The sequence below is a fragment of the Domibacillus tundrae genome, from assembly GCF_000970675.1.
Lineage (GTDB): Bacteria > Bacillota > Bacilli > Bacillales > Domibacillaceae > Domibacillus > Domibacillus tundrae.
Window position 1 is genome coordinate 31,465 of record NZ_LAJA01000016.1, and the last position, 23,384, is coordinate 54,848.

The window sequence follows — 23,384 nt, forward strand, 5'->3', positions numbered from 1 at the left end:
GCGCTAAGAGCGCTTTTTGGACGAAATGCTATTTGTAAATATGGTTCAGTCTTTTGATCCGATTGGTTCTATTCCAGCGGCTTCAGGAGCGATGTTTAATGTATCGGCCTGCTGCACATCCTCTTCGTCTTCAAGATCACGCAATTCAATTTCCTTATCGTCGCCTGACATCATTTTCACGTCAAGACCAAGGCTTTGAAGCTCTTTAATCAATACTTTGAATGATTCAGGGACACCTGGTTCTGGAACATTTTCACCTTTAACGATTGCTTCGTATGTTTTTACACGACCGACAATGTCATCGGATTTAACAGTTAAGATTTCCTGCAGCGTATAAGCAGCACCGTATGCTTCAAGTGCCCATACTTCCATCTCACCGAAACGCTGTCCGCCAAACTGAGCTTTACCGCCAAGTGGCTGCTGCGTAACGAGTGAGTATGGACCTGTAGAACGCGCGTGAAGTTTATCATCAACCATATGCGCAAGTTTGATCATGTACATGATTCCAACAGATACGCGGTTGTCGAATGGCTCGCCGCTGCGGCCATCATACAAGACAGTTTTCGCATCACGGCTCATGCCGGCTTCTTCAATTGTTTCCCACACATCATCCTCGGATGCACCATCAAATACCGGTGATGCAACGTGAATGCCAAGATAGCGTGCAGCCATACCTAAGTGAAGCTCAAGCACCTGTCCGATGTTCATACGGGATGGTACGCCAAGTGGGTTAAGCATAATATCAACCGGTGTGCCATCTGGCAGGAACGGCATGTCTTCCTCTGGCAAAATACGGGAGATTACCCCTTTATTACCATGACGACCAGCCATTTTATCCCCTTCAGAAATCTTCCGCTTCTGAACAATGTAAACACGTACGAGCTGATTCACACCCGGCGGCAGTTCGTCTCCATCTTCACGGTTGAAGACTTTTACATCAAGGACAATTCCGGTTCCGCCGTGAGGAACACGTAATGACGTATCACGAACTTCGCGTGCTTTTTCACCGAAGATCGCATGAAGCAGACGTTCTTCTGCTGTTAGTTCTGTTACACCTTTAGGCGTTACTTTCCCTACAAGCAAATCACCGTCTTTTACTTCAGCACCGACACGAATAATCCCACGATCATCAAGATTGCGAAGTGCATCTTCACCGACGTTTGGAATATCACGCGTAATTTCTTCCGGTCCGAGCTTTGTATCACGTGATTCTGACTCGTATTCTTCAATATGAATCGATGTATACACGTCATCTTTCACAAGACGCTCACTCATAATAATTGCATCTTCATAGTTGTAGCCGTCCCATGTCATGAACCCAACAAGGACGTTACGGCCAAGGGCAAGTTCGCCGAGCTCCATTGACGGGCCATCTGCTAAAATCTCGCCTTTTGTCACACGGTTGCCCACTGCAACGATTGGACGCTGGTTATAGCACGTTCCTTGGTTAGAACGAATAAACTTTTGCAATTTATATTTATCAAGGTCGCCTTTTACTTCCTGTCCATCTACTTCTTGAATACGGCGGACAAAAATTTGGCGGGCTTCTACTCGTTCAACAATTCCTTCGTGTTTGCAAATAACAGCAGCCCCAGAGTCCTTTGCAGATACATATTCCATACCTGTTCCGACAATTGGCGCTTCCGGCTGCATTAACGGCACAGCCTGACGCTGCATGTTCGCTCCCATGAGGGCACGGTTGGAGTCATCGTTTTCTAAGAATGGGATACATGCTGTCGCAGCCGATACAACCTGTTTCGGCGATACGTCCATATAATCCACACGCTCACGTTTAACCACGGTATTTTCACCACGGAAACGGGCAACGACTTCTTCTTCCGCAAATGATCCGTCATCGTTCAGGGGTACATTCGCCTGTGCGACAACGTAGTTATCTTCTTCATCGGCTGTCAAATAATCGATGCGCGTCGTTACACAGCCTGTATCCGGATCGACACGGCGATACGGTGTTTCAATAAAGCCGAAACGGTTTACTTTCGCAAACGATGACAAGGAGTTGATCAGCCCGATGTTTGGTCCCTCAGGAGTTTCAATCGGACACATACGGCCATAGTGGGAGTAATGAACGTCACGCACTTCAAAGCCCGCGCGCTCACGTGTTAAACCACCCGGTCCGAGTGCGGACAGACGGCGTTTATGCGTTAATTCGCCAAGCGGATTCGTCTGATCCATAAACTGCGAAAGCTGAGAGCTTCCAAAGAACTCTTTAATTGATGCAATCACCGGACGGATGTTAATAAGCTGCTGCGGTGTGATCGTTTGCGTGTCTTGAATCGACATACGCTCGCGAACAACCCGTTCCATACGAGACAACCCAATACGGAATTGGTTTTGCAAAAGTTCTCCAACTGAACGAAGACGACGGTTGCCGAGATGATCAATATCGTCTGTGTCGCCTACCCCGTAAAGAAGATTGAAGAAATAGCCTATTGACGCGATAATATCTGCCGGTGTGATGTTCTTCACGTTCATTTCTGGGAAGCCGTTGCCGATAAGATTAATTACCTGCTCTTCTTCGCTGTTTGGTGCGTATACTTTAATCGTTTGAACGGTCATGTCATCTTCAATCACGCCGCCTGTTTGACGGTATGATTTAAATGAAGCACCCTTTTCAAGATGCGGAATGACTTTATCGAGTGTGCGGCGGTCTAGCACCGTACCTGCTTCTGCAATAATTTCACCTGTTTCCGGATCTGCCAGCGGTTCAGCCAGACGCTGTCCGAATAAACGATTTTTCGTGTGAAGCTTTTTGTTCATTTTATAACGGCCTACACTGGCAAGATCGTACCGTTTCGGGTCAAAGAAACGGGAAACCAAAAGACTTTTCGCGTTGTCAACTGTCGGCGGTTCACCCGGGCGAAGACGCTCATAAATTTCAATCAGCGCTTTTTCCGTTGTTTCTGTATTATCTTTTTCAAGCGTATTGCGCAAATATTCGTTATCACCAAGCAAGTCGATGATTTCTTGATCAGTGCCAAACCCGAGCGCACGCAATAAAACCGTAATCGGTAATTTACGCGTCCGGTCGATACGGACATATACGATATCTTTGGCATCTGTTTCGTATTCGAGCCACGCACCACGGTTTGGAATAACAGTCGCAGTGAAGCCGCGCTTTCCATTTTTGTCCAATTTTCCGTTGTAATACACACTTGGAGAACGAACGAGCTGAGAAACGATAACGCGCTCTGCACCGTTAATAATGAATGTTCCTGTTTCAGTCATAAGCGGGAAATCACCCATGAAAACTTCTTGATCTTTCACTTCGCCCGTTTCTTTGTTTAAAAGACGGACTTTCACACGGAGCGGCGCAGAGTATGTAACATCACGCTCTTTCGACTCATCCACGGGATATTTTGGTTCTGCCAAACTGTAATCAATAAATTCCAGTGCCAGATTACCTGTGAAATCTTCAATCGGAGAAATGTCCTGGAACATTTCACGCAGACCCTCATCAAGAAACCATTGATAGGAGGCTGTTTGAATTTCAATCAAATTCGGTAACTCTAATACTTCACTAATGCGCGCATAGCTTCTGCGCTGGCGGTGTCGTCCATACTGAACTAGTTGACCTGTCAACTGATTCACCCCTCAAATCAAGCGTTATTATTGCCTATAATTTATCTTTAAGCGGAGTATTTTCATACTCAACAAGACAAAAAGAAAAAGGTTTTGTCAAAGAAAACCTTATTTTTATCACGATTGGCCCTATTTTGTTGTCATTGTTCCCATTTCGGCAAAAAAATATTCTCATTGACAAACGGGCACAAATATTATATTGGCATTTTACAATAATAGCATACGGTTTTTTTAGGGTCAATTATTTTTTCGCACGCAAAATAAAATAGCCTTTAGCTTTCGCTGCAACTTCACATGAACCGGCCAGCCGTTCGATTTCTTTTATGACAGATGGCGCTCCCTGTTTTTTCTGAATAACAACCCATAGTTCGCCGCCTTCTGAAAGTTTTGCAAAGCCGGTTTGTACTATATCAAAAACAACTTGCTTGCCCGCGCGGATCGGCGGGTTTGTCAGCACTGCCGCAAAACCTTCTTCCGACACATTTTGCAGACGATCACTTTCGTAAATGAGCACATTGTCAACATTATTTCGCTTTGCATTTTCACGCGCCAGCGTCAGTGCCCTGTCATTCACATCAATCATATGAATGATTCGATCCGGCTGTTCGGATGCGATCGAAAGACCGATTGGACCATAACCGCAGCCAGCATCCAATATTGGTCCATCTACTTCCGGCCATTCAAATGTTTCAATAAGCAGCCTTGAACCAAAGTCCACTTCTGATTTCGAGAAAACACCGGCATCTGTTTCAAATGTATATGATTTGCCACGCAATGCAAATGTGAAGTGCTGCGGACGATGCTCGCTGTTAGGGTTTTTGGAAAAATAATGGTCTCCCACGATCTATTTCCCCTTTCAATAAACAAAAGCCCGCTGCAAAACCAGCGGACTTTTGTGTCATTGTATCAAAGAATTACTTCACTTCTACAGAAGCGCCAACTTCTTCAAGTTTCGCTTTCAGCTCTTCAGCTTCTTCTTTCGCGATACCTTCTTTAAGCGCTTTTGGTGTGTTGTCAACTAGCTCTTTCGCTTCTTTCAAGCCAAGGCCTGTGATTTCGCGAACTGCTTTGATAACTTTGATTTTTTGGTCGCCTGCTCCATTAAGGATAAGGTCGAATTCAGTTTGTTCTGCTGCTGCTTCGCCGCCGCCAGCACCTGCTGCTGCAACTGGTGCTGCTGCTGTTACGCCGAATTCTTCTTCGATTGCTTTTACAAGGTCGTTCAATTCAAGAACGGACATTTCTTTGATTGCTTCAATGATTTGCTCTTTAGACATTTTGTGTTTCCTCCTTAGTGTGTTTTAAAAATGTTTTTTTATTCGTTAAACCGCTACGCGGCTTGTCTTACTATTACGCGCCTTGTTCTTCTTTTTGGTCGGCCACTGCTTTCGCTGCAAGAGCGAAGTTGCGGATTGGCGCTTGAAGAACGCTGAGTACCATCGAAAGAAGTCCTTCGCGTGATGGAAGTTCTGCAAGTGCTTTAACTTCCTCAACAGATACGAAGTTGCCTTCAAGAACACCCGCTTTGATTTCAAGCGCTTCGTTTTTCTTCGCGAATTCATTCAAGATCTTCGCTGGAGCGACAACATCCTCAGCACCGAACGCGATTGCGTTTGGACCTGTAAGGAACTCTTGAAGTCCTTCAATGCCTGCCTGCTCAGCTGCACGGCGAGTCATTGTATTTTTGTATACTTTGAACTCAACGCCTGCTTCACGAAGCTGCTTACGAAGTTCCGTTACTTGTGCCACGGAAAGTCCGCGGTAGTCAACGATAACTGTCGATGGGCTGTTTTTTAGTTTGTCGGCGATTTCACCAACAAGTGCTTGCTTTTTCTCGATAACGCTGCTCATCTGCTACACCTCCTGTAGAATTTGTACGAGCGGAACTCGCTCATCATTTAATACCGTTAAAGGATCGAGGGTTAACTATGCCGCGTCCTGCAGCGGCCCCCCAGGAAACATAAAAGCCTCCATATCCCGAAAGACATGGAGGCAAGAAAAGCGGACGAAACGCCGCGCAATCTATTTCGCAAGTCCTCGGCAGGATGATTAAGCGTGAGCCCCTGCTGTCTACGGTACAAATGTACATATGTGGTTAATAAGTTGTTCAAGAGCTTAAAAACTCTTGTTACTCACCTTCGTAAGCTCAACGAATTTTACTTTAACAGAAAATCTTTATGTTGTCAACTTAGTTTTTAACTGTTACGAAAGATGAAGCATCTACTTTTACGCCAGGACCCATTGTTGACGTAATAGCAATGTTTTTCATGTAAATGCCTTTTGCTGCAGAAGGCTTTACTTTCATCATTGTATCAAAAATCGCTGTAAAGTTTTCGATCAGCTTGCTGCTTTCGAATGAAACTTTACCAACTGGTACGTGAACGTTACCGGCTTTATCTACACGGTATTCCACTTTACCTGCTTTGATTTCTTGAATGGCTTTTGTAACGTCGAATGTAACTGTTCCTGTTTTCGGGTTCGGCATCAAGCCTTTTGGTCCGAGAACACGACCTAATTTACCAACTTCACCCATCATGTCAGGTGTTGCCACGATCACATCAAATTCAAACCAGCCTTGTTGGATTTTAGTGATGAAGTCGCTGTCGCCTACGTGGTCTGCACCCGCAGCTTCCGCTTCTTTTGCTTTTTCGCCTTTTGCAAATACAAGAACGCGTTGTGTTTTACCTGTTCCATTTGGAAGAACAAGCGCACCGCGGATTTGTTGATCCGCTTTTTTCGGGTCAACACCAAGACGGAATGCCGCCTCAACTGTTGCATCAAATTTCACTGTACTTGTTTGTTTTACAAGTTCAATTGCTTCTTCTACTGAATATTGTTTCGTGCGATCAACGAGTTTCGTCGCATCTTGAAACTTTTTACCTTGTTTAGCCATGTTTTATTTCCTCCTTATGTGGTTTTAGCGGAATTTACCTCCCACGAATAAAGGCTGCGGATGAAGTATCGCTACTTCACTCGCAACCTCCAAAAAACAGACAACTGATCAGTCTTCGATCACAATACCCATGCTGCGGGCAGTACCTTCAACCATACGCATAGCCGATTCAACGTCAGCTGCATTTAAGTCAGGCATTTTTGTTTCAGCAATTTCACGCACTTTATCACGTTTAACCGTTGCAACTTTATTGCGGTTCGGTTCTCCAGATCCTGATTCGATACCAGCTGCTTTTTTCAAAAGAACAGCTGCAGGCGGAGTTTTTGTGATGAATGTAAATGAACGGTCTTCAAAAACCGAGATTTCAACCGGAATGATCAATCCTGCTTGATCTGCTGTGCGCGCATTGAATTCTTTACAGAATCCCATGATGTTAACACCAGCTTGACCGAGTGCCGGACCAACCGGCGGCGCAGGGTTTGCTTTACCTGCAGGAATTTGCAGTTTTACAACTTTAATTACTTTTTTAGCCACGAGACACACCTCCTTAAGTCCGTGATGTGGTACATGGGGCTTTGCCCCTCCCACTCTGTCTATCTTTATTTAAATAAAGATGATTATAAAATGAGTCTTAGGCAGTACAATACATACTGACCTAAAAAATAGTACCACTTTTCACGCAAGATTTCAACCTGTTTTTCAGGATATTTTATTCACTTGATCAAAATCAAGTTCTACTGGCGTTTCACGGCCAAACATATTGACGAGCACTTTCAGCTTGCCTTTATCCTGATCAATTTCTTCTACAGTGCCTTCAAAGTCTGCAAATGGACCGTCTTTAACGATGACGGTTTCGCCAAGCTCGTAATCCGCTTCATGACGGCGCTCTTCCATCCCCATTTGTTTTAGGATGGATGTTACTTCATCCGGAAGAAGCGGGGTCGGTTTAGAACCATGGCCGGATGAGCCTACAAAGCCTGTGACACCCGGTGTGTTCCGGACAACATACCACGAATCGTCCGTCATGACGATTTCAACAAGCACGTAACCGGGAAACACTTTACGTTTCGTAATTTTTTCTTTCCCGTTTTTTATATCGCGCTCTTCTTCTTCTGGTACGATGACGCGAAAAATTTTATCCTGCATCGCCATCGACTCAACGCGTTTTTCTAAATTTGCTTTTACTTTATTCTCATATCCTGAATACGTGTGAACGACATACCAATTTTTTTCCATAGAAAGGGACTTGTGTCCTTCCCTCCTTTTCATTTAAATGAAAAGCGCAAGGCGCCCGTTTATCAGCGACAAGCATAAGACGAGCTGTCTTAGAGCAAAGACTAAGATCGCGGCATCGTGCCGCAACGTCTTTGTGACCCACATCGTGTGGGCCCTCGAGCTGATGGCACCTGGAGCTAGACATTTTTCAAACCAAATGAAAAAACCCGTTAAACGGGCTTTTCAGGTCCGCATGATGCGGGTCATAAAGGCACTGCCGCAAGATGCGGCGTTCCTAGCCTCTTAATCATATTATCCATTATACCACGGAAAAAACACTGTGTATTCAAGTAATTTTTCAGACAGCTGTTACATTTCTAAAACCCAGCGGACGAGCGTTGAAATACCAAGATCGACGACCGAGAAAAAAAGAGCAAGAAAAATTACTGTCGAAATGACGGTAATCGTATATGTCGTAAGCTCTTTTCGTTTCGGCCAGCTGACCTTGGCCATTTCAGAGCGCACGTTACGGAAAAACTGCGTAATGCGTGACATTTGCTGAAACCTCCAAAAGAAATGCGCCGGTGTCATTTCGTCTGTTTATGCCCAGTATGCTGATTGCAGACACCGCAAAATTTTTTTATTTCAAGGCGCTCGCCGCCGGTTGTATTCACCGTCGTCGAGTAATTGCGTGATCCGCATACAGAACACGCAAGCGGCACTTTTTTCGCCATGTTCATCACCTTACCATTTCAATTCTTAAAACGTATCATTGAAAGCGGTCTTTCGTCAAGTTTCATTGGATGGTAATTTCTTTAAACTCCAAATACCGTTCCAGCTTTCGCTTTACTCGCTGCAGGGCATTATCGATTGATTTCACATGACGGTTCAACTCTTCTGAAATTTCCTGGTACGAACGGCCATCGAGGTAAAGAGCGAGCACTTGCCGCTCTAAATCGCTTAAAAGCTCGTTCACCTTTCCTTCAATGCTTGAAAATTGCTCGCGGTTAATAATTAATTCCTGCGGGTCGCTCACTTTTGTTCCCGTGAGCACGTCCATAAGCGTCCGGTCTGATTCTTCATCATAAATCGGCTTATCGAGCGATACGTAGGAATTAAGCGGGATATGTTTCTGGCGGGTCGCCGTTTTAATAGCGGTAATAATCTGCCGGGTAATGCACAGTTCTGCAAAAGCCCGGAACGAGCTGAGCTTGTCCCCTTTAAAATCGCGGACGGCTTTATACAACCCGATCATGCCTTCTTGCACAATATCTTCTTTATCGGCTCCAATTAAAAAATAAGAACGGGCTTTTGCCCTGACAAAATTCCTATATTTATGAATGACAAAATCGAGGGCTTCACTGTTTCCGTTGTGCACAAGCTCTACTATTTGTTCGTCACTAAGAATAAGCATATCCATCTCTGCAGTTATCGAACGGTTCATGCTACACATCCCTCCGCCTGGCAATCTTCGCTAGGATTAGTATACAGTACCATTTTTTTCTTCGTCAATCTTTCATTTTTTTCCTCTGCGCCACTTCTCAAATGTTTCTGCGGTTTCCTTGCTGAGCGGAATTCTTGCCTGCGGCTTGACATGACTGATCTCACCGAGGTTTTTCCGAATCGCTTTTTGTGTGATCGACAGCTCTGTTAAAAGTTCCCGCGCTGAGACTCGAAGAGCCCCTTGTCCGAACACAGCCCATTGCTCTGTAAAGTCAGATGTGGCTACCGTCACTTGATCACGCACGTTATTTAATTCAATCGCCATTTTTTCGATTCGTTCATCCGCCGTTTCATTTTCGCGCGTGAAAATGACCTCCACTTTGGCATCCCGGTATTTTTTTTCCGTTCCTTTAACAAAATGCGCATCGAACACAATGATAACCCGGCAGCCATGCACGCCCTGATATTCTGCCATTAGTGTGACAAGGCGGTCACGGGCGCCGGCAAAGTCTGTGTCTTTCAACTGGCGAAGCTCAGGCCACGCACCGATCATGTTATAGCCGTCGATGAGGAGAATATCCATCGTCAGTCCCCCAGCGGATGACGCTTCCGGTATACCTCGTACATGAGCAAGGCCGCCGCCACTGAAGCATTTAGTGACGTAACGTGACCACTCATTGGCAGCTGAATGAGAAAATCACATTTTTCTTTGACGAGACGGCTTACACCGCGGCCTTCGCTGCCAATAACGAGACAAAGCGGCATCGTTCCATCAAAACGGCGATAATCATCGGCCCCCGAGGCATCTGTTCCAGCAATCCAAACACCCCGCTCTTTTAATTCTTCTATCGTGCGGGCAAGATTTGTCACGCGCACAACCGGGACGTATTCAATTGCGCCCGTAGACGCTTTTGCAGCTGTTGCGGTTAAACTGACCGACCGGCGTTTCGGAATAATAATACCGTGCGCACCCACAGCATCAGCTGTCCGCATAATCGAACCGAGATTATGCGGATCTTCCAGTTCATCCAGCAGAAGAAAAAATGGCAGTTCGCCGCTTTCTTCCGCTTTTACAAACAAGTCATCCAATTCTGCGTATTGATACGCCGCCACTGAAGCTGCAACCCCTTGATGATTTTCCGGCACCATTTGCTCAATTTTCCGCTTTGGCACAACTTGTACCGGAATGCCCAGCTCTTTTGCTTTCGTTAAAATTTGCTGAATCGACCCTTTTTGCGCACCTTCCTGCACCCATAGCTTATTAATATCTCGACCGGCACGCAGCGCTTCCATGACGGGGTTTCGGCCCCCAATCCATTCCTGTTCCTGTTCCTGTGTCATCCTTTGGTCCCTCCGTTCTCTAAGATGTCGTATATGATAATTTCCATCCGTTCAAGCTGACCGGTCAAAAACAAAAAACCGATGACCGCTTCAAACGCAGTGCTGTGATTGTATGTCAGTACATCGGTGTTTTTAGGAATATGACCTGATTTTGCATTACGGCCGCGTTTTGCCACCGTTACTTCTTCTTCGGTTAAAAAATTATTTTCGCGCAAGCGGTGAAGCTGAGCTGCCTGCGCTTTCGCTGATACGAATTTTGTCGAAGCCCGATGCAGGTCATTCGGTTTTACCCGGCCTGATTCCAGCAAAAATTTGCGTATATATACTTCGTATACAGCATCTCCCATATACGCAAGTGCAAGCCCATTCAGCTGTCTTGCGTCTTTTAACGGTTCTGCTAATTGTTTCATCATCCGCGTCTCCACCGAATTCCCTGCGCCGTATCTTCAAGGATAATATTTAAGTCTTTAAGCTGATCGCGAATGCTGTCTGCGCGGGCAAAGTCCCGATTTTTACGTGCCTCGTTCCGCTGTTCAATCAATGCTTCAATTTCCTCATCAAGCAATTCTTCCTGCTGCACCTGCAAACCGAGCACAAAAAACATATCTTCAAATTTCGACAAAAAAGCATCAATAACGACAGCTGACGTATGCGATTGGAGTAAATACACATTGGCGTCTTTCGATAAATCGAACAGAACAGAAATAGCATTGGCCGTATTAAAGTCATCATCCATCTCCTGCAAAAAGCGGGTATGATGTGCCGCTGTTTTTTGAAGCCACTGATCGTCATATTCTGTTAAATTGGTGCTTGATTCTTTCCGGTGCTTCAAGTTTTTATAGGCAATTTTCAGCCGGTCAAGCGACGCAGCCGCACTGTCGAGTAATTCTTTGTTGTAATTAACCGGATTGCGATAGTGAACAGAAAGCATGAAGAAACGAAGCACCTGCGGGTCAATTTCTTTAATAATGTCATGTACAAGGACAAAGTTGCCGAGTGATTTCGACATTTTTTCGTTGTCGATGTTAATGTATCCATTATGCAGCCAGTAACGGGCGAATGGCTTGCCTGTCAGTGCTTCTGATTGGGCGATTTCATTTTCATGATGCGGGAATGTGAGATCCTGGCCGCCGGCATGAATATCGATAGAGTCACCAAGATATTTGCGTGCCATCGCGGAGCATTCAATGTGCCAGCCCGGGCGTCCTTTCCCCCATGGGCTGTTCCATGAAATCTCTCCTTCTTTTGCCGCTTTCCATAAAACAAAATCGAGCGCATCATCTTTCTTTTCTCCGGCGCCAATGCGGGCGCCGACTTTCAATTCGTCAACCGATTGGTGGGACAGCTTTCCGTAGCCGTTAAATTTACGCGTCCGGTAATAAACATCCCCGCCGGACTCATATGCGAATCCTTTGTTGACCAGTTCTGAAATAAAATCAACGATCAGCTCAATATTTTCTGTCACGCGCGGATGTACGTCCGCTTTTTGGCAGCCGAGCGCATGCGTGTCTTCAAAATACGCATTGATGAATCGTTCTGCAACAGTGGGAACTTCTTCTCCAAGTTCATTTGCTGCCCGGATCAGCTTGTCATCGACATCCGTAAAATTCGATACGTACGTGACGTCATATCCCCGGTATTGAAGGTGGCGGCGTACCGTATCAAACACGATCGCCGGCCGCGCATTGCCGATATGAATGTAATTGTAAACGGTTGGCCCACACACATACATTTTTACTTTTCCCTTTTCAATTGGGACAAATTCTTCTTTACTGCGCGTCAGCGTATTGTACAATTTAACGGACATTTGTGTGTTCCCCTCTCTTGATTTCTTCTTTTAATCGAACAATTTCTGCTTCCAGGCTTTTCAAGCGGTCGGCTACCGGATCGGGCATGTTGCTGTGGTTCAAGTCTTTCACGGTTGGCTCCACCTTTTTTCCATTTTGTACGACGATTCTTCCCGGAATGCCAACGACCGTTGAATTCGGCGGGACATCTTTTAGAACAACTGATCCGGCGCCAATTCGAGCACATTCTCCAACGGTAATTGAACCAAGTACTTTAGCACCCGTTGCAATTAATGCCCCGTCAAGAACAGTCGGGTGGCGTTTCCCTTTTTCTTTACCAGTTCCGCCAAGCGTGACCCCTTGATACAGCGTCACATTATCACCGATCTCACATGTTTCACCAATAACGACACCCATGCCATGGTCAATAAAAAGACCGCGGCCAATCCGGGCGCCGGGATGAATTTCGATGCCCGTAAAAAAGCGGCTGATCTGTGAAATGACCCGGGCAATAAAATAAAATTTCCGTTTGTAAAATCCGTGCGCAAGCCGGTGCGACCAAATAGCGTGGAGGCCTGAATACGTTAAAATCACTTCCAGGTAGCTTCTCGCTGCCGGATCCTGCTCAAAAATTGTATCAATATCTTGCTTTAACACCTTAAACATTGCCTTGCCACTCCTCTCAAACCCTTTTTTAGACATATAAAAAAACGCCTCTGAAAGACAGAGACGTTTTGTACACGCGGTTCCACTCTGTTTGAAAAACGGCAGCGCCATTTTCCCAACTCCAAATTGATAACGGGATGTACCCGCTGCCGCTTACTTTTGTTCAGCCGCAGACTCAGAGGGGCACTTCTGCGGACAGAGAGGCCTGAACCGCTTGCAGCCGTGGCGGTTCTCTCTGAAAGGCATCTGCCCGCTTACTTTTCCTCTTCAACGTTTTTTGTATATATACTCTATTATATACCGAACAGCCGTTTAATCAAGAACGGCATTTAGTCTTTGCAGTACTTTTTCCCGGCCCAGCAGTTCGATCGCTTTTGGAAGATCCGGTCCGTGCGTTTGCCCGGTGACCGCAGCTCGAATCGGCATAAATAGTTTTTTCCCTTTATGACCAGTCTCTTTTTGCACGTCCTTCATTGCTTTCTTCACACCGTCTGCTTCAAACGGTTCAAGGACAGCCGCTTTGTCTGCAAAAGACTGAAGAACTTCCGGTACTTCCTCTTCTGCCAGAACATCTTTCGCTTCGCCTTCATAAGAAACATCTTCTTTAAAGAACAGCGTAGACAATTCGACAATTTCCGCACCATAGCTCATTTTTTCCTGGTATAGCGTAATTAAGTTTGTTACCCATTCTTCCTGCTCAGGAGAAAGGATTTCTTCAATCAAGCCTGCTTTTAAAAGGTGCGGGCGGGCAAGCTCAACGACGCGTTCTACCGACTGCTCTTTCATGTACTGATTGTTCATCCAAAGAAGCTTTTGTTTATCAAAGAATGCCGGCGATTTTGATAGGCGGTCCGCGTCAAACTGTTCGATAAACTGCTCTTTCGTGTAAATTTCCTCTTCTTCTTTCGGCGACCAGCCGAGCAGCGTAATGAAATTCAAGAGTGCTTCCGGTAAATAACCGAGTTCTTTATATTGTTCGATAAATTGAATAATCGACTCGTCACGCTTGCTTAATTTCTTCCGGCTTTCATTGACAATCAACGTCATATGGCCGAATACTGGCGGTTCAAAGCCAAGCGCTTTATAAATAAGCAGCTGCTTTGGTGTATTGGAAATGTGATCATCGCCGCGAAGAACATGTGTCATTTTCATTAAATGATCGTCCACCGCTACTGCGAAGTTATACGTCGGGATCCCATCCTGCTTTACAATGACAAAATCACCGCCGATGCCATCAGAGTCAAATGATACGTTCCCTTTGACCACATCGTTAAAGGAAATGGTTTCACTTGACGGAACGAGGAAACGGATGCTTGGACGACGTCCTTCCGCTTCTAATGCAGCTTGCTCTTCTTTCGTTAAATGACGACATTTTCCGGAGTAGCCGGCAATTTCGTTCCGTTCCTGCTGTGCCTCACGCTCTGCTTCAAGCTCTTCCGCTGTGCAGTAGCATTTATACGCTTTGCCTTCTTTTAAAAGCTGTTCGTAATATTTTTTATATAAATCGTTACGCTCCGATTGGCGGTATGGTCCATAATCGCCGCCAACATCCGGGCCTTCATCCCAATCAACACCAAGCCATTTTAAATAGTCCAGCTGGCTTTTTTCGCCGCCTTCAATATTCCTCTTTTGATCCGTATCTTCAATACGGATAATGAATGTTCCCCCAAGATTACGGGCATATAAATAATTAAAAAGCGCCGTCCGCGCGTTCCCGATATGTAAATGACCAGTCGGGCTCGGCGCGTAACGAACACGCACGTTATTTGTCATAGCTTTTTTCCTCCGATGCTTTTTTACCTTTGTTTTTTCACCAATAGGACAGTGGCCTGCGAAGCAATACCTTCGCCCCGTCCCGGGAATCCAAGTTTTTCGGTCGTTGTTGCTTTTACATTCACTTGGTCTGTGTGTGCTTCAAGCAGCTCGGCAATCCGTTCCTGCATCGAGCCAATGTAAGGCGCCATTTTCGGCTTTTGGGCAATGATCGTACAGTCAATATTACCGAGCTCATAGCCTTTTTCTTTTACGAGCTTCCAGACATGCTCAAGCAGCTTTGCGGAATCCGCGTCTTTGAACGCTTCGTCTGTATCCGGAAAGTGACGGCCGATATCACCTTCGCCAATCGCGCCGAGACAGGCATCCGCTACAGTATGAAGGAGTACATCTGCATCCGAGTGGCCGAGCAATCCTTTTTCATGAGGAATCGTTACACCGCCAATAATAAGCGGCCGCCCTTCTGTCAGCTGGTGTACATCAAATCCTTGTCCAATTCGAAACATTTTATTCACACCTGACTTTCGTTTCTTTTCGCTATGATCGCCCGGGCAAAATATAAATCCTCCGGCGTCGTCAATTTAATATTGTCATAATTGCTTTCAACAATTTGTACAGGATAACCTGTCCTTTCAACAAGCGATGATTCGTCTGTTCCTAAAAATTCTTCTTCTTCCGCTTTTCGCTGTGCGGCAAGCAGAACTTCTTTTTGAAAAGCTTGCGGTGTCTGTACAGACCAGAGGCTCGCCCGGTCCACCGTCTTAGACACTGTGCCGCTTTCTGCTTTTTTAATCGTATCTTTCACCGGAACAGCCGCGATAGCGGCCCCGGTGTTTTGGGCACTGTCGACGAGCATGGTGATCGTTTCTTTTGTAATAAACGGCCTTGCCCCATCATGAACGAGGACGATGTCTGATTCCGGCGGGAGCGCTTTTAAGCCGCTGTAGACACTGTGCTGACGCTCCTTGCCGCCGTCAGCGAATGCGTATACTTTTGTAATTCGGTGCGCAGTCAAAAGCTGCTTAAATTCCAGCCGTTCATCCGGATGAACGGACAACACGATTCCTTTGCAGGAAGTGTCCAGTTCAAACACAGCGAGCGTATGAATAATAAGCGGCCGTCCTTCAAGCTCAAGCAGCACTTTGTTCATGCCTGCTTTCATGCGCTTTCCTTTTCCAGCTGCCGGGATCACGACATAATAGTCCATTCGTTTAAACCTTTCCTTTCTCATCATGCATGCTTCGGTTTGGCAAAAATCATTCGCCCGGCAGATGTCTGCAGAACACTTGTAACAATTACGTCAATTTGTTTGCCGATAAAATCACGGCCGTCTTCTACGACGATCATCGTTCCATCATCAAGATACGCAATGCCCTGACGCTGCTCTTTTCCATCTTTAATGACCAGTACGTGCATTTCTTCTCCCGGAATCACGACCGGTTTTACCGCGTTCGCAAGGTCGTTTATATTGAGCACCTGCACTTTTTGAAATTCACACACTTTGTTTAAATTAAAATCATTCGTCACGACGATGCCGCCAATATCTTTTGCCAGCTTCACAAGCTTTGAATCCACTTCATGAACGTCTTCGTAATCTTTTTCCGTCATTTCCACATCAATCGGGACGTCTTTTTGCATGCGGTTTAAAATATCAAGGCCGCGGCGCCCTTTCGTTCTCTTCAGTGTATCAGAAGAATCAGCGATATGCTGTAATTCTTCTAGAACAAATTGCGGGATGATAATCGTTCCATCTAAAAAGCCTGTCTCACAAATATCAGCAATCCGTCCGTCAATAATGACGCTTGTATCCAAGATTTTAAACGACTTGGCTGGCAGCGCAGGCAATACTTCTTCTGTCTGAACTTCTTTCCGCTTTGATGCTTTGCTGGATGAAAAAAGAGACGTCAGCTCATCCCGGCGCTTAAACCCGAATTGAAAGCCCAGATATCCAAGGCCAATGGTCAGCAGAATGGGAACGACTGTATTGACAATTGGCAGCTGGAGCTGTGAGAGCGGGATGCCCACCAGCATAGCTACAAGAAGACCGATCAACAAACCAAGGCCGCCTGTGACGATATCCGTCAGCGGCGCATTTACAATCCGATCTTCAATCCACTTAATAAACTCCACGATGTAGTCTACTGCCCAAAAGGTAAGCAAGTAGAAAAGGAGTGCCCCTAAAAGCGCTGTTACATATGGGTTATTAATAAATGGATAATCAAAATGAAGATAAAGGAATAAGTCCGAAAGAAGAAATACGCCAAGCGTACCGCCTAAAATAATGAACCCACCTTGTACAAGACGCTTCAACATGTTTGTTTCACCTCCCTATTCTTTTTATTATAAACACGTTTCGAGTCTCGCGCTATTAATACGAGACTCGAATACGTTTTGTTTCAGTTTCTATTTGCCAAACACAGTTTTTAGCGCTTCATTCACCGTTGAAACACCAATGATTTCTATGCCTGCGGGTGCTATCCAGCCGCCGATATTATTGGCTGGGACAATAATGCGGGTAAACCCAAGTTTTGCTGCTTCATTCACGCGCTGCTCAATCCGTGAAACGCGCCGCACTTCACCAGTCAGGCCAACTTCACCGATTAAACAGTCGGACGCACCCGTCGGCTCATCACGAAAACTGGAGGCAATACTTACCGCCACAGCTAAGTCAATCGCTGGTTCATCAAGTTTTACACCGCCTGCCACCTTTAAATAAGCATCTTGATTTTGCAGTAGAAGACCCACCCGCTTTTCAAGCACCGCCATAATAAGCGTCACCCGGTTATGATCAATGCCCGTTGCCATCCGCCGCGGATTGCCGAATACGGTTGGCGAAATGAGCGCTTGTATTTCCACGAGCACTGGCCGTGTTCCTTCCATAGAGGCTACAACTGTTGAACCAGATGTGCCCTTCGTCCGTTCTTCTAAAAAAATTTCGGATGGATTCGCTACTTCTTCAAGACCGGCTTCTTTCATTTCAAAAATACCCATTTCATTTGTCGAGCCGAACCGGTTTTTCACCGCCCGCAAAATACGATACGTATGATGGCGCTCCCCTTCAAAATAAAGGACTGTGTCGACCATATGCTCCAACAGACGAGGTCCGGCAATAGCTCCCTCTTTGGTAACGTGCCCGACAATGAAAATGGCAATGTTATTCATTTTCGCGATGCGCATTAATTCGGCCGTACATTCACGCACTTGCGATACACTCCCCGGTGCAGACGTTACTTCCGGATGATGGACGGTTTGAATCGAATCAATGATAACAAATTCCGGCTTCATGTTCTCAATCGCTGAATGAATAAGCTGTAAGTTTGTTTCCGCATAAATGTATAAACTCTTATCATTAATATCCATACGGGACGCCCGCATTTTTGTTTGCTTTACCGACTCCTCACCGGATATATACAACACGTTGCTTCCTTTTGAGGAAAGCTGAGAAGAAACTTGCAAAAGAAGAGTGGATTTTCCAATACCCGGATCACCGCCAATTAAAACAAGTGAGCCGGGTACAACACCGCCGCCCAGTACTCGGTTTAATTCTTTTAAGTCCGTTTCCACCCGCGGCTCCTGGGACGTTTCTACGTCAATCAGCCGGGATGGCTTGGACATGACAGTGTCTGAATGCATAAAGGTCCGCTTCGGCTTCCCCGTGATTTCTGTTTCTTCGACCATTTGATTCCACTCACCGCAGCCTGGGCATTTCCCCATCCATTTAGGTGATTCATATCCACAAGACCCACAGACAAATTTCGTTTTTGCTTTAGCCAAATTCCTGCTCCTTTCCATAAAAAACAGCGGGTCCATAATAGACCCGCTGAACCATTTGTCTTACATTACGAAGCTGAGCCAGCTGCTGTGCGAACGATAAATTCACCTTTCTCATCTATATCAACGACAACTTGCTGCCCGGTTAACACATTGCCCTTTAGCAATTCTTCTGATAACCGGTCTTCTACTTGCTTTTGAAGCGCCCGGCGAAGTGGACGTGCACCGTATTCCGGATCGTACCCCTCATCCGCAATCTTTTCTTTCGCTTTATTTGTCAGCTCGACATTGATGTCCTGCTCTTTCAAGCGTGACGTCAGTTGATCTGTCATAAGCGTAACGATTTCTTTTAAATGTTTCTTTTCAAGCGCATGGAACACAATAATTTCATCGATACGGTTCAGGAATTCTGGGCGGAATGCGCGTTTCAATTCCTCCATCACTTTTCCTTTCATATCTTTATGATCCTGCGTTGCGTCTTGAATATTAAAGCCAACATATTTATTTTTTTGCAGCGATTGCGCGCCAACATTTGATGTCATAATGACCACCGTATTGCGGAAATCAACGGTCCGGCCTTTGGAATCTGTTAAGCGGCCGTCTTCAAGCACTTGAAGCAAAATGTTGAATACATCCGGGTGTGCTTTTTCAATCTCATCAAGCAGCACCACTGAATAAGGCTTGCGGCGGATTTTCTCCGTCAGCTGACCGCCTTCTTCGTATCCTACATAACCCGGAGGCGAGCCGACTAAACGTGACGTTGAATGTTTCTCCATATACTCAGACATATCAATACGGATCATCGCATCTTCATCGCCAAACATTGATTCAGCGAGCGCTTTAGCGAGTTCCGTTTTCCCGACGCCTGTAGGTCCAAGGAAAATAAAGGAACCAATTGGACGTTTTGGATCTTTGAGTCCGGCACGTGCGCGGCGGACTGCCTTTGAAATGGACGTGACCGCTTCTTCTTGGCCAATTAGACGGGAATGAAGAATTTCTTCCAAGTTTAGCAAGCGGTCGGTTTCCGTTTGCGCAAGCTTCGAGACCGGAATTCCGGTCCAGCTTGAGACCACCATCGCGATATCTTCCATTGTCACTTCACTGTTTTCTGTGCCTTGTTTTTCTTTCCAGCTATTTTTTGTTTGCTCAAGTTCTTCACGAAGTTTTTGCTCTGAATCACGCAACGACGCTGCTTTTTCAAATTCCTGGCTTTGAACCGCAGAATCTTTTTCATTCTTTAATGCTTCAAGCTTCACTTCCAGCTCTTTTAAGTTCGGCGGTGTTGTAAACGAGCGAAGACGGACTTTTGAGCCAGCTTCATCAATTAAATCGATCGCTTTATCCGGCAGAAACCGGTCAGAAATATAACGGTCAGACATTTTAACAGCTGCTTCAATCGCTTCGTCTAAAATCGCTACACGGTGATGCGCCTCGTAGCGGTCACGCAGCCCTTTTAAAATTTGAATAGATTCGTCAAGCGTTGGTTCATCCACTTGAATCGGCTGGAACCGGCGCTCCAGCGCGGCATCTTTTTCAATGTATTTCCGATATTCATCGAGCGTTGTTGCCCCGATGCATTGAAGCTCCCCGCGTGCAAGCGATGGTTTTAAAATATTTGACGCATCAATTGCGCCTTCTGCTCCACCAGCACCAATCAATGTGTGCAGTTCATCAATGAACAAAATAATGTTGCCTGCCTGGCGAATTTCATCCATTACTTTTTTAAGACGGTCTTCAAATTCACCGCGATATTTCGTTCCCGCTACAACTGTTCCCATATCAAGTGTCATCACTCGTTTGTTGCGAAGTGTTTCCGGTACTTCATTGTTAATAATCTGTTGGGCCAGACCTTCAGCAATCGCTGTTTTACCGACCCCCGGCTCACCGATTAAAACAGGATTGTTTTTTGTGCGGCGGCTTAATACTTCAATGACACGCTGAATTTCTTTGCTGCGGCCAATGACCGGATCAAGGCTTCCCTCACGAGCAATGACCGTTAAATCACGGGCAAGACCATCGAGTGTCGGTGTGCTGACATTCGAAGCCTGACCTCCTTGGCTTCCGCCAGATTCACTACTTCCAAGCAGCTGCAGCACTTGCTGGCGCGCTTTGTTCAAACTGACACCGAGATTGCCAAGTACCCGCGCCGCCACACCTTCGCCTTCACGAATAAGACCAAGCAAGATGTGCTCTGTACCTACATAAGAGTGACCTAATTTCCGCGCTTCATCCATTGAAAGCTCAATGACTTTTTTCGCACGCGGTGTATAATGAACGGTTTTAGAAGCACCGTCGCCTTTTCCAATCAGTTCTTCCACTTCTTCCTGGATCTTTTCTGCGCTAAGACCTAAACCATACAGTGCTTTGGCGGCGATTCCTTCGCCTTCACGAACGAGGCCGAGTAAGATGTGCTCTGTTCCAATGTTATTATGGCCGAGACGAATTGCTTCTTCCTGCGCCAGTGCCAATACCTTTTGTGCTCTCTCTGTAAAACGTCCAAACATCATATCCATTTCCCCCTTATCTCAATTCGTTTCTTCCAATTCAAGCCGTTCACGAATTAACGCTGCCCGGCGAATATCCCGATCTTCCGCCTTAAGTGGCCCTCCTGCATACTGCTGCAAAAAGCCCGGCTGTGTTAAAAACATTAACTCATTTAAAATGCTTTTTGATATATGAGTAATATACCCCAAATCAATCCCTAATCTAACATTTGACAAACATTGAAATGCTTCACTTGTTTCGATAACACGGCTGTTGGACAAAATTCCATACGACCGAAAAATACGGTCTTCCAGCTGAGTAGGGGACGTCTGCATTAATGCATCACGAGCAGATTGCTCACGAGACATTAACTCATGGACGATACTATCAAGATCATTAATAATATCTTCTTCAGATTTGCCAAGTGTCAGCTGGTTTGAAATTTGAAAGATGTTCCCTAAAGCTTCGCTGCCTTCCCCATAAATCCCTCTAACAACAAGTCCCAATTGGCTAATTGCCGGGATAATCCGGTTCATCTGACGCGTCAGCACTAAACCGGGTAAGTGGATCATCACCGATGCGCGAAGCCCTGTCCCAACGTTTGTCGGGCACGCCGTTAAATAACCTTTTTTTTCATCAAATGCATATTGTACTTGTTGTTCAATCACATCGTCGATCCGATTTGCCTTATCCAGCGTCTCATGTAACTGCAAACCTGAAGCCATACACTGAATACGCAAGTGGTCTTCTTCATTCACCATAATACTCACGTCTTCTTGTTCCGAAATAAGCGCTGCACCGTAAAAAGATGTTTCCGCTAAAAAGGGGCTTATTAAATGCTTTTCCACAAGGACTCTTTTTTGAAGCGAAGATAAATCTTCCATTTTTAAAAGCTCAAGAGATAATTTATCAGCAGCAGCTTCAACCATTTGCGTCACCACTGCTTTCGCTTCTTCTACCGGCAAGATTGTTGGAAACATAACGTTATTTAAATTGCGAGCCAGCCTCACACGAGTACTGAGCACGACATCCGAATCAGGACCCGTCCCGCTCATCCATGCACTCGTTTGTTGATTTATAAACCGCTCAAGAGACATTACTGAACGCCTCCTTCATCCAGCTGTTTCTTTTCTAGAGCACGAATTTGATCGCGAACATTTGCCGCTTGTTCAAAATGTTCGCTTGTCACCATTTCCTGAAGCTTTTCACGTAATTCCTGCAGCTCTTTTTGTAAATGAAGAGCGCCGCCCATACGTGCCGGAATCTTTCCTTGATGGACAGTATTGCCACCATGGAGACGTTTTAAAATAGATGCCAGTTTTGAATCAAATGATTTGTAACATTGAGCACAGCCAAACTTGCCACTTTGCAAAAACTGCTGAAATGTCATATGACATTTTTCGCAATGCGTTTCTTGTTCCTGAAATGGAGGGTTTGTAGCAAAATGAGGCTCAGGATTAAATAATCCACCTAGTAAGTTGTTCAAAGAAAAAGCTGGATGACCACTAAATAAGTGCTCTCCTTTTTCATGTGCACAATGTTCGCACAAGTAAACTTCCGTCATTTTTCCATTCACCGTTTTGGTGAAATGAAGGGCCGCCGGCCGCTCATGGCATTCTTGACATATCAACTTGCTCACCTGCTTTACACATATTTAAGTGATACTAAAAACGACTTCATCATTCTCGCCCTCAAGTCATCCCGTTCAGGCAATTCAGTATTGAGCACAGAACGTTCCATTACTCCTACCATTAACTTCGCTTCACGAGTAGAAATTACCTCTTCTTCAAGAAGGCGATAAACAAAATTTTCCGCGCTGGCTTGTGAAAGCCTTGTGCCTACAAGTGCCAGCAACTGATCGAGTAAGTCACTTTGTTCATGGACCGTCACTTTAATAATCCGGATGTAGCCACCGCCGCCCCTTTTGCTTTCAACTACATATCCACGTTCAATAGTAAAGCGGGTATTAATGACATAATTGATTTGAGAAGGGACACATTGAAATTTATCAGCGATTTCGCTTCGTTTAATTTCCACGATTTCGCTTCCATTAAGTTCGAGTACTTGTTTCAAATACTGTTCAATAATATCAGAAACGTTTCTCATTGGTTTCCCCACCTTGACCTTGACTATATTTGACGATAATTATAAAGGAAAGTATGTATTCATTGCAATGATTTTGCTTTTAAACACAAAAAAGACAACTTGAATATTCAAGTTGTCCTGTCGTGCCAGGCGGCGTCCTGCTCTCACAGGGGGAAACCCCCAACTACCATCGGCGCTGAAGAGCTTAACTGCCGTGTTCGGGATGGGAACGGGTGTGACCTCTTCGCTGTAGCCACCTGACTATGAAGTTCGAAAGAAGTGTTCTTTCAAAACTGGATAGAAGCATTCATTGTATGGGCATAAAA

The 23,384-nt window shown here is 45.4% G+C and carries 24 protein-coding genes, 1 rRNA gene and 2 other annotated features; all 25 genes read right to left on the reverse strand.

Annotated features, from left to right (window positions below; all coding sequences use genetic code 11):
* Window positions 1-45 precede the first annotated feature (45 nt).
* The 25 genes from rpoB to rrf all read right to left on the reverse strand — a co-directional run bounded on the left by rpoB (window position 46) and on the right by rrf (window position 23,319).
* Window positions 46-3,600: a DNA-directed RNA polymerase subunit beta gene (gene rpoB, locus VQ00_RS13615; protein ID WP_046180695.1), complete on the reverse strand. Its 3,555-nt coding sequence runs from the start codon at window positions 3,598-3,600 to the stop codon at window positions 46-48.
* Window positions 3,601-3,841: 241 nt separating this feature from the next.
* Window positions 3,842-4,441 (reverse strand): class I SAM-dependent methyltransferase, encoded by a 600-nt coding sequence (locus VQ00_RS13620; protein ID WP_046180696.1) that lies wholly within the window; start codon window positions 4,439-4,441, stop codon window positions 3,842-3,844.
* Window positions 4,442-4,514: 73 nt separating this feature from the next.
* The gene (rplL, locus tag VQ00_RS13625; protein WP_046180697.1) at window positions 4,515-4,877 is read right to left on the reverse strand and encodes a 50S ribosomal protein L7/L12; all 363 of its coding nucleotides are present in this window, start codon (window positions 4,875-4,877) and stop codon (window positions 4,515-4,517) included.
* Window positions 4,878-4,950: 73 nt separating this feature from the next.
* Window positions 4,951-5,451, reverse strand: a complete 501-nt coding sequence (rplJ, locus tag VQ00_RS13630; RefSeq protein ID WP_046180698.1) for a 50S ribosomal protein L10 — start codon at window positions 5,449-5,451, stop codon at window positions 4,951-4,953.
* Between the two features lie 101 nt (window positions 5,452-5,552).
* Window positions 5,553-5,694 (reverse strand) — a sequence feature (ribosomal protein L10 leader region).
* 94 nt (window positions 5,695-5,788) lie between these two features.
* Window positions 5,789-6,493 (reverse strand): 50S ribosomal protein L1, encoded by a 705-nt coding sequence (gene rplA, locus VQ00_RS13635; RefSeq protein ID WP_046180699.1) that lies wholly within the window; start codon window positions 6,491-6,493, stop codon window positions 5,789-5,791.
* A gap of 108 nt (window positions 6,494-6,601) precedes the next feature.
* Complete coding sequence (gene rplK, locus VQ00_RS13640) at window positions 6,602-7,027, reverse strand: 50S ribosomal protein L11 (RefSeq protein ID WP_046180700.1); 426 nt, start codon at window positions 7,025-7,027, stop codon at window positions 6,602-6,604.
* Window positions 7,028-7,192: 165 nt separating this feature from the next.
* Entirely contained in the window at window positions 7,193-7,729 is a 537-nt protein-coding gene (gene nusG, locus VQ00_RS13645; RefSeq protein WP_046180701.1) for a transcription termination/antitermination protein NusG, read from the reverse strand.
* Window positions 7,730-8,077: 348 nt separating this feature from the next.
* Window positions 8,078-8,263, reverse strand: a complete 186-nt coding sequence (secE, locus tag VQ00_RS13655; protein ID WP_046180703.1) for a preprotein translocase subunit SecE — start codon at window positions 8,261-8,263, stop codon at window positions 8,078-8,080.
* A 32-nt stretch (window positions 8,264-8,295) separates the two neighbouring features.
* Window positions 8,296-8,442: a 50S ribosomal protein L33 gene (gene rpmG, locus VQ00_RS13660; RefSeq protein WP_046180704.1), complete on the reverse strand. Its 147-nt coding sequence runs from the start codon at window positions 8,440-8,442 to the stop codon at window positions 8,296-8,298.
* Between the two features lie 62 nt (window positions 8,443-8,504).
* Window positions 8,505-9,152, reverse strand: coding sequence for an RNA polymerase sporulation sigma factor SigH (sigH, locus tag VQ00_RS13665; RefSeq protein WP_082091575.1), 648 nt, complete (start codon window positions 9,150-9,152; stop codon window positions 8,505-8,507).
* Window positions 9,153-9,224: 72 nt separating this feature from the next.
* Window positions 9,225-9,734, reverse strand: coding sequence for an NYN domain-containing protein (locus tag VQ00_RS13670; protein ID WP_046180706.1), 510 nt, complete (start codon window positions 9,732-9,734; stop codon window positions 9,225-9,227).
* A 2-nt stretch (window positions 9,735-9,736) separates the two neighbouring features.
* A complete protein-coding gene (gene rlmB / locus VQ00_RS13675; protein ID WP_046180707.1) occupies window positions 9,737-10,492 on the reverse strand; it encodes a 23S rRNA (guanosine(2251)-2'-O)-methyltransferase RlmB in 756 nt (251 codons plus the stop codon).
* Window positions 10,489-10,902 (reverse strand): Mini-ribonuclease 3, encoded by a 414-nt coding sequence (locus VQ00_RS13680; RefSeq protein ID WP_281175935.1) that lies wholly within the window; start codon window positions 10,900-10,902, stop codon window positions 10,489-10,491. The genes rlmB and VQ00_RS13680 overlap by 4 nt, the downstream gene beginning before the upstream one ends.
* On the reverse strand, window positions 10,902-12,299 hold the full coding sequence (gene cysS, locus VQ00_RS13685) for a cysteine--tRNA ligase (protein ID WP_046180709.1): 1,398 nt from the start codon (window positions 12,297-12,299) through the stop codon (window positions 10,902-10,904). The genes VQ00_RS13680 and cysS overlap by 1 nt, the downstream gene beginning before the upstream one ends.
* Window positions 12,289-12,981 (reverse strand): serine O-acetyltransferase, encoded by a 693-nt coding sequence (cysE, locus tag VQ00_RS13690; protein ID WP_256519998.1) that lies wholly within the window; start codon window positions 12,979-12,981, stop codon window positions 12,289-12,291. Before cysE ends, cysS begins: the two co-directional genes overlap by 11 nt.
* Window positions 12,982-13,001: 20 nt before the next feature.
* Window positions 13,002-13,225, reverse strand: a binding site (T-box leader).
* A gap of 32 nt (window positions 13,226-13,257) precedes the next feature.
* Entirely contained in the window at window positions 13,258-14,718 is a 1,461-nt protein-coding gene (gene gltX / locus VQ00_RS13695; RefSeq protein ID WP_046180711.1) for a glutamate--tRNA ligase, read from the reverse strand.
* 23 nt (window positions 14,719-14,741) lie between these two features.
* Window positions 14,742-15,224 carry a 2-C-methyl-D-erythritol 2,4-cyclodiphosphate synthase gene (ispF, locus tag VQ00_RS13700; RefSeq protein ID WP_046180712.1) on the reverse strand — a complete coding sequence of 161 codons (483 nt, stop codon included), beginning with the start codon at window positions 15,222-15,224 and terminating at the stop codon, window positions 14,742-14,744.
* A gap of 5 nt (window positions 15,225-15,229) precedes the next feature.
* A complete protein-coding gene (gene ispD, locus VQ00_RS13705) occupies window positions 15,230-15,925 on the reverse strand; it encodes a 2-C-methyl-D-erythritol 4-phosphate cytidylyltransferase (RefSeq protein WP_046180713.1) in 696 nt (231 codons plus the stop codon).
* A 23-nt stretch (window positions 15,926-15,948) separates the two neighbouring features.
* Window positions 15,949-17,031 (reverse strand): PIN/TRAM domain-containing protein, encoded by a 1,083-nt coding sequence (locus VQ00_RS13710; protein WP_046180714.1) that lies wholly within the window; start codon window positions 17,029-17,031, stop codon window positions 15,949-15,951.
* A gap of 90 nt (window positions 17,032-17,121) precedes the next feature.
* Window positions 17,122-18,492, reverse strand: coding sequence for a DNA repair protein RadA (radA, locus tag VQ00_RS13715; protein WP_046180719.1), 1,371 nt, complete (start codon window positions 18,490-18,492; stop codon window positions 17,122-17,124).
* 65 nt (window positions 18,493-18,557) lie between these two features.
* On the reverse strand, window positions 18,558-20,996 hold the full coding sequence (gene clpC / locus VQ00_RS13720) for an ATP-dependent protease ATP-binding subunit ClpC (protein ID WP_046180715.1): 2,439 nt from the start codon (window positions 20,994-20,996) through the stop codon (window positions 18,558-18,560).
* A gap of 18 nt (window positions 20,997-21,014) precedes the next feature.
* The gene (mcsB, locus tag VQ00_RS13725) at window positions 21,015-22,070 is read right to left on the reverse strand and encodes a protein-arginine kinase McsB (RefSeq protein WP_046180716.1); all 1,056 of its coding nucleotides are present in this window, start codon (window positions 22,068-22,070) and stop codon (window positions 21,015-21,017) included.
* Window positions 22,070-22,612: a protein-arginine kinase activator protein McsA gene (gene mcsA / locus VQ00_RS13730; protein WP_309143155.1), complete on the reverse strand. Its 543-nt coding sequence runs from the start codon at window positions 22,610-22,612 to the stop codon at window positions 22,070-22,072. The genes mcsB and mcsA overlap by 1 nt, the downstream gene beginning before the upstream one ends.
* Window positions 22,613-22,617: 5 nt before the next feature.
* On the reverse strand, window positions 22,618-23,079 hold the full coding sequence (locus VQ00_RS13735; RefSeq protein ID WP_046180718.1) for a CtsR family transcriptional regulator: 462 nt from the start codon (window positions 23,077-23,079) through the stop codon (window positions 22,618-22,620).
* 124 nt (window positions 23,080-23,203) lie between these two features.
* A 5S ribosomal RNA gene (gene rrf, locus VQ00_RS13740) occupies window positions 23,204-23,319 on the reverse strand.
* Window positions 23,320-23,384 lie beyond the last annotated feature (65 nt).

Coding starts and splice junctions, on each gene's coding strand:
- gltX (WP_046180711.1), bottom strand. CDS start 14,718: ATGACAAATAACGTGCGTGTTCGTTACGCGCCGAGCCCGACTGGTCAT.
- sigH (WP_082091575.1), bottom strand. CDS start 9,152: ATGAACCGTTCGATAACTGCAGAGATGGATATGCTTATTCTTAGTGAC.
- ispF (WP_046180712.1), bottom strand. CDS start 15,224: ATGTTTCGAATTGGACAAGGATTTGATGTACACCAGCTGACAGAAGGG.
- clpC (WP_046180715.1), bottom strand. CDS start 20,996: ATGATGTTTGGACGTTTTACAGAGAGAGCACAAAAGGTATTGGCACTG.
- rlmB (WP_046180707.1), bottom strand. CDS start 10,492: ATGACACAGGAACAGGAACAGGAATGGATTGGGGGCCGAAACCCCGTC.
- mcsB (WP_046180716.1), bottom strand. CDS start 22,070: ATGTCTCTTGAGCGGTTTATAAATCAACAAACGAGTGCATGGATGAGC.
- cysE (WP_256519998.1), bottom strand. CDS start 12,981: ATGTCTAAAAAAGGGTTTGAGAGGAGTGGCAAGGCAATGTTTAAGGTG.
- nusG (WP_046180701.1), bottom strand. CDS start 7,729: ATGGAAAAAAATTGGTATGTCGTTCACACGTATTCAGGATATGAGAAT.
- VQ00_RS13670 (WP_046180706.1), bottom strand. CDS start 9,734: ATGGATATTCTCCTCATCGACGGCTATAACATGATCGGTGCGTGGCCT.
- rplJ (WP_046180698.1), bottom strand. CDS start 5,451: ATGAGCAGCGTTATCGAGAAAAAGCAAGCACTTGTTGGTGAAATCGCC.
- VQ00_RS13735 (WP_046180718.1), bottom strand. CDS start 23,079: ATGAGAAACGTTTCTGATATTATTGAACAGTATTTGAAACAAGTACTC.
- rplL (WP_046180697.1), bottom strand. CDS start 4,877: ATGTCTAAAGAGCAAATCATTGAAGCAATCAAAGAAATGTCCGTTCTT.
- cysS (WP_046180709.1), bottom strand. CDS start 12,299: ATGTCCGTTAAATTGTACAATACGCTGACGCGCAGTAAAGAAGAATTT.
- secE (WP_046180703.1), bottom strand. CDS start 8,263: ATGTCACGCATTACGCAGTTTTTCCGTAACGTGCGCTCTGAAATGGCC.
- VQ00_RS13710 (WP_046180714.1), bottom strand. CDS start 17,031: ATGTTGAAGCGTCTTGTACAAGGTGGGTTCATTATTTTAGGCGGTACG.
- rplA (WP_046180699.1), bottom strand. CDS start 6,493: ATGGCTAAACAAGGTAAAAAGTTTCAAGATGCGACGAAACTCGTTGAT.
- VQ00_RS13680 (WP_281175935.1), bottom strand. CDS start 10,902: ATGAAACAATTAGCAGAACCGTTAAAAGACGCAAGACAGCTGAATGGG.
- ispD (WP_046180713.1), bottom strand. CDS start 15,925: ATGGACTATTATGTCGTGATCCCGGCAGCTGGAAAAGGAAAGCGCATG.
- rpmG (WP_046180704.1), bottom strand. CDS start 8,442: ATGGCGAAAAAAGTGCCGCTTGCGTGTTCTGTATGCGGATCACGCAAT.